The organism is Mesorhizobium sp. M5C.F.Ca.IN.020.29.1.1, from assembly GCF_003997375.1.
In the GTDB taxonomy this organism is placed as follows: domain Bacteria; phylum Pseudomonadota; class Alphaproteobacteria; order Rhizobiales; family Rhizobiaceae; genus Mesorhizobium; species Mesorhizobium wenxiniae.
Genome location: NZ_RZSW01000443.1, coordinates 1 through 5,277, shown reverse-complemented (window position 1 = coordinate 5,277; position 5,277 = coordinate 1). Strand labels below are relative to the sequence as shown.

4 protein-coding genes are annotated in these 5,277 nt (G+C 63.3%); 3 read left to right on the top strand and 1 reads right to left on the bottom strand.

The features are described from left to right. The first annotated feature begins 200 nt into the window (after positions 1–200). On the top strand, positions 201–1,523 hold the full coding sequence (locus EOA85_RS26570) for a homoserine dehydrogenase (protein WP_127211747.1): 1,323 nt from the start codon (positions 201–203) through the stop codon (positions 1,521–1,523). Positions 1,524–1,543: 20 nt separating this feature from the next. After that, the gene (locus EOA85_RS26565) at positions 1,544–3,046 is read left to right on the top strand and encodes an FGGY family carbohydrate kinase (RefSeq protein ID WP_127211746.1); all 1,503 of its coding nucleotides are present in this window, start codon (positions 1,544–1,546) and stop codon (positions 3,044–3,046) included. Here EOA85_RS26565 and EOA85_RS26560 read toward each other — a convergent pair. After that, entirely contained in the window at positions 3,036–3,998 is a 963-nt protein-coding gene (locus EOA85_RS26560) for a sugar-binding transcriptional regulator (protein ID WP_127211745.1), read from the bottom strand. The two genes, EOA85_RS26565 and EOA85_RS26560, sit on opposite strands and share 11 nt — an antisense overlap. A gap of 431 nt (positions 3,999–4,429) precedes the next feature. Here EOA85_RS26560 and EOA85_RS26555 point away from each other — a divergent pair. After that, positions 4,430–5,277, top strand: an 848-nt coding sequence (locus tag EOA85_RS26555) for an ABC transporter permease (RefSeq protein ID WP_164759893.1), incomplete at its 3' end; no start/stop codon positions are given.

The window sequence follows — 5,277 nt, the reverse complement described above, 5'->3', positions numbered from 1 at the left end:
GTCTGCATCCCTAGAGATCACCGCCTTCTGCTCCCTAGCTGACCGCGCAGCCAAGCAGCATCCCAAGGGCGCACAAATCGAATCACACAATTTTTGGAAAGAAGGCTGCCGAATTGCAGGTTGAAATATTTTTCATTTAGAAATAGGAATGTTCAAAATGACTTGGAGGCCGCGGCGCGGCAAGAGCTGGAGGAAGCGACATGGCCCATCCGCAATTTGCAGCGGAACTTTTGCAACGCGCTGAAAAGCAGGGGCCGATCACCATCGGGCTTGCCGGCGCCGGGCAGATGGGCACCGACATCGTCGTCCAGGTGGCGTTGATGCCGGGCATGCGGATCGGCGCCATTTCCGAGGTCAGGCCGCAGGCGGCGATCGATGCAGCGCTGCTCGCCGGCCACGACCGCTCGGACATCGTCCACGCCGGCAATGCAGCTGATATCGACCGCGCAATCGAGGCCGGCAAGATCGCGGTGACCGAAGATTTGCATGCGCTGGCTTCCGCCGGCCGTATCGACGTCATCATCGACGCGACAGGCAATCCCAACATCGGCACGCTGTTCGCGCTCGAAGTGATGAAGAACGGCAAGCATATCGTGATGCTCAACGTCGAAGCCGACATCACCATCGGCCGCTTTCTCAAGGAGGAGGCGCGCAAGGCGGGCGTCGTCTATACCGGTGCGGCCGGCGACGAGCCGGCCTGCACGCTGGAGATCATCGGCTTTGCCAAGAGCCTCGGCTTCAACATCATCGCCGCCGGCAAGGGCAAGAACAATCCGCTGAAGATCGACGCCATGCCGGCCGATTACGAGAAGGAGGCGGCCGAGCGCAACATGAATGCGCGCATGCTGGTCGAATTCGTCGACGGCTCGAAGACGGCGATCGAGATGGTGGCGATCGCCAATGCCACTGGCCTGGTGCCCGACGTGCCCGGCATGCACGGCCCGACCGCGACGCTGGAGGAACTCGCCAGCGTGCTTTGCCCGCGCGAGGATGGCGGCGTGCTGCATCGCAAGGGCGTGGTCGACTATTCGATCGGCAAGGGCGTCGCGCCCGGCGTGTTCTGCATCATCGAGACCCGGCATCCGCGCGTGCTGGAGCGCATGATCGACCTCAAGGTCGGCAAGGGCCCCTATTTCACGATCTTCCGCCCCTATCATTTGACCAGCCTGGAAGTGCCGCTGTCGGCGGCGCGCGCCGTGGTCTACAAGCGCGCCGACATGGAGCCGCTCGACCATCCGGTCGCCGAGGCGGTGGCGGTTGCCAAGAGCGACCTTGGCCTTGGCCAGTCGCTTGGCATGATTGGCGAGAGCGACTATCGCGGCTTCGCCATGACCTGGAAGGATGCGCGCGCCCGCGGCGCCCTGCCGCTCGGCCTCGCCGAGCGGGCCAAGGTGGTCAAGCCGGTCAAGACAGGCGATTTCCTCACCTACGAAAACTGTGTACCCGACGATTCGATGGTGATAACCCAGATCCGCCGTCGTCTCGACCAGTCGGACGGACGGTTCGTTACGAACGCCACCTGAATCCGCTGGATTTCCACCTGATGGACGATGTCGTAATCGGGATCGACGCCTCGACGACGGCCGTGAAGGCGATCGCTTTCACGCGCGACGGCGAGGAACTGTTCCAGGCGCGCGAAGCCTATCCGCTTTCAAATCCCAAGCCCGGCCATTTCGAGCAGGATGCCGAACATTGGTGGACCGCGCTGCTCGGTGCATTGAAGCAGGTCACTGAGGCGGTGGGCGCTTCGCGGGTGGCGGCGATCTCCATCGCCCACCAGCGCGAGACCTTCACCCTGATCGATCACGTCGGCAAGCCGCTTATTCCGGCGATCCTGTGGCTGGACGAGCGCGCGCGCCCGCAAGTTATCAGGCTTTCGGCTGAGTTCGGCCGCGAGACGATCCGCGACTGGAGCGGCAAGCCGCCAGACCCGACGCCCGCGCTCTATGCGATCGCCTGGCTGGCCGAACACCAGCCGCAAACGCTCGACGACGCAGCCGCACTCGTCGACGTGCATGGCTTCTTCGTCCACCGGCTGACCGCACATCTGGTCACCAGCACGGCAAGTGCGGATCCGCTCGGGCTGCTCGACGTCAGGAATGGCACTTGGCACCCTGAGCTCGTTACCGCCGCAGGACTCCGGCCGGACCAGTTGCCGGAACTGGTCGCGCCGGGCGCAATCTGCGGCGGACTTGTCGAAAGTGCGGCATGGCTGACCGGCCTGAAGGCCGGCACGCCTGTTGTCGCCGGCGCCGGCGACGGCCAGGCGATGGGCCTCGGCATGGGCGTTCACGCCGAAGGCAAAAGCTATCTCTCGCTTGGCTCGGGCATCGTCAGCGGCTGTTATTCCGGTAAGATCACGACGTCGAACGCGTTTCGAACGCTGGTCTCGCCGACCGGTTCGGGCTTCATGTTGGAGACCGTGCTGCGCTCGGGCATGCAACTGGTCGATTGGATCGTTCGCACGACCGGCTCGCCGTCGGCCGCAGCGCTGGAGAAGGCGGCGGTCGACGTTTCCGCCGGCAGCGAGGGCCTGCTTGTCATGCCCTATTGGGCCGGTGTCATGAGTCCCTATTGGGACGGCGCGGCGAGAGGCGCCATTGTCGGTCTGTCGCTGGACCATGAGCCGAAGCACCTTTTTCGAGCGGTTCTGGAAGGCATCGCCTTCGAGCAGGCCATCGCCAGCGAAGCAATGGAAACTCAAGCCGGCGGCAAACCGGCGGCTGTGATAGCTGCCGGCGGCGGCACCAACTGCGCCCTGCTGATGCGGATCATGGCAAGCGTGCTCGAGCGGCCGCTCTCCGTCTCGCCGGTCAACGAAGCCGCAGCGCTCGGCGCCGCCATGCTGGCGGCCTCCGCCATCGGATGGTTTCCCTCGCCGGAGACCGCGGCTGAGGCGATGGCCGCGCCGCCAACCAGGCATGTCGAGCCGGTCGAGGGGCTGATCTCCGGTTATCGCGCGCGCAAGGCGATCTACCGCGACCTTTATCGGGCGACGCGCGACATCCATGCCCGCCTCGACGCGCTAAGCGAGGCTAGCGGTTGAGCAGGCCCTTGGCCGCATCCTCGTCGGTGATCAAAACCGATATCTTGGTGTTGGCGAGCGCCGCCCGCATGATGGCAATTTTTTCCTGCCCTCCCGAGACCAGAATGATGGCCGGGATGTCCGACAGGTCCTGCAGCGGATAGGCGCAGACCCGGCGGTTGACCTCATGGTCGACGAGCCGGCCCTCGGCGTCGATGAAATGGCATAAAATATCACCAACTGCGCCGGCCGCCTGCAATTCCTCGAGTTCGCTGGGCTTGATGAAGCCGTAATTGGCGATCGGGCTGTCGTTGGAAAATGATCCGACGCTGAGCACGGCGATGTTTGCCCGGCGCGCGCGGAAGACAACGTCCTGAACGCTGCGCTGGCTCATGAAGGCTTCGCGCTGCTCCGGCCTGTCGGCATAGACCGGTACCGGCAGCAGAAAGCACTCCGCACCGATCTTTTCGGCGAATTCCCAGGCGCTCTCGGTCGGGTTGAGCGGCTGGGCATGGGTGAGGCCGCCCAGCATGGAAACCACCGTCGTCCTGCCGATCGGCCGCCGCGGCAATTCGTTGATGGCGAATTTCAGCGTCCTCCCCCAGCCAAGTGCGATGACATCGCCGGCATTCACATTGTCGGCCAGATAGGCGCCCGCGGCATGGCCGATCATCAGCGGCGTGTTGGTTCGGTCGGCGGCCGACGGCACCACAACCGCCTGGCTCAGTCCGAAACGCTGCTTCAGAGCCTCTTCCAGGACCAAGCATTCGACCACGCTGTCGCGGATGCGGAACTGGACGACGCCCTCCTCACGCGCGGCGGACAGGATGCGATGCACCTTGATGCGACCGATGCCGAGGATCTCCGAAATCCTCTCTTGCGTCAGCCCCTCGACATAATAGTGCCAAGCGGCACGTGCCTTAAGCTCGGCATCCGGGAAGCGCGAGGCCTTCTCATTCTCCGTCATCGCCATCTTTTTGCCCTCCCGCGGTCGTCCGAATCCTTAAATGCCATTCAAGTGGCGTATCCCACCAAGCGCCACGAAATCGTTCTCGTGCCAGGATTCAAGATTTATGACATCGACAGGATATCGTCTACAACGTGAGATGAAAGCCAAAATGGTGAACATTTACTTTGTCTTGGCCGTCTCGGCCTGCTCAAGCAGCCGAAACGAAGTCGCGGGATGAGAGCGCACCTGAAACGCGGCATTTCATGCCCTTTCGTAAGGCAAACCGGCTGGCGGCGCAAACCGGCGTGGAATAATGCGGCGGGCCTTGACAATTTTCCGACGAACAGTTTAGCTGAACAAAATTGCATATCAAAGATAAATTGTTCACAGGGAGGTGCCTGGTGAGCAAGAGTGAGCCGACGATGCATCGCCGGATCGCTGATGGAGGAGACAAAATGGCTCTGAGCAACGGTGCAAGCGAGTTAAAGGCCGGCCCAGGTGCGCAGGCCGCGGCGGGCGCGAAGCTTTCGGCCCTGTTCGCCGGGACCATGGGACCGCTGATCGGGCTGGTGCTGCTGTGCCTTGCGCTGTCGCTGACCACCGACACGTTCCTGACCGTCCGCAACATCCTCAACGTGCTCGACCAGGTCACCGTGCTCGGCATCATGGCGATCGGCATGACGCTGGTCATCCTGATCGGCGGCATCGACCTGTCCGTCGGCTCCGTGCTGGCGCTCGCCGCCATGGTGATGGGGTTCGTCGCCCATCCCGACCATCTCAATCTCGGCATGCCCGCCGGCATCGTCACAGCGCTTGTCGTTGCTGGACTTTGCGGGCTGGTTTCGGGCCTGCTCGTGACCGTCACCAAGCTGCCGCCCTTCATCGCCACGCTGGCCATGATGTCGGTGGCCCGCGGTCTCGCCAACATGATCACCGACGGCTCGCAGATCATCGGCTTCCCCGACTGGTTCACTAGCCTGTCGATCATCCGCCATTTTGGTTTCCTGTCGGTCACCGTCGGCTTGATGATCGTTCTGGCGATCATCTTCGCAATCTTCCTCAACTATCGCGCGACCGGTCGCAGCCTCTACGCGATCGGAGGCAGCGCCGAAGTCGCCAGGCTGTCCGGCATACCGGTCAACTCGCTGACCAACTGGGTCTATGCAATCTGCGGCGTGCTGGCCGGGCTTGCCGGCATCGTGCTTGCGGCACGGCTCGATTCCGTCCAGCCGAGCTCCGGCTTCGGCTACGAACTGGACACGATCGCGGCGGTGGTGATCGGCGGCGCCAGCCTGTCGGGCGG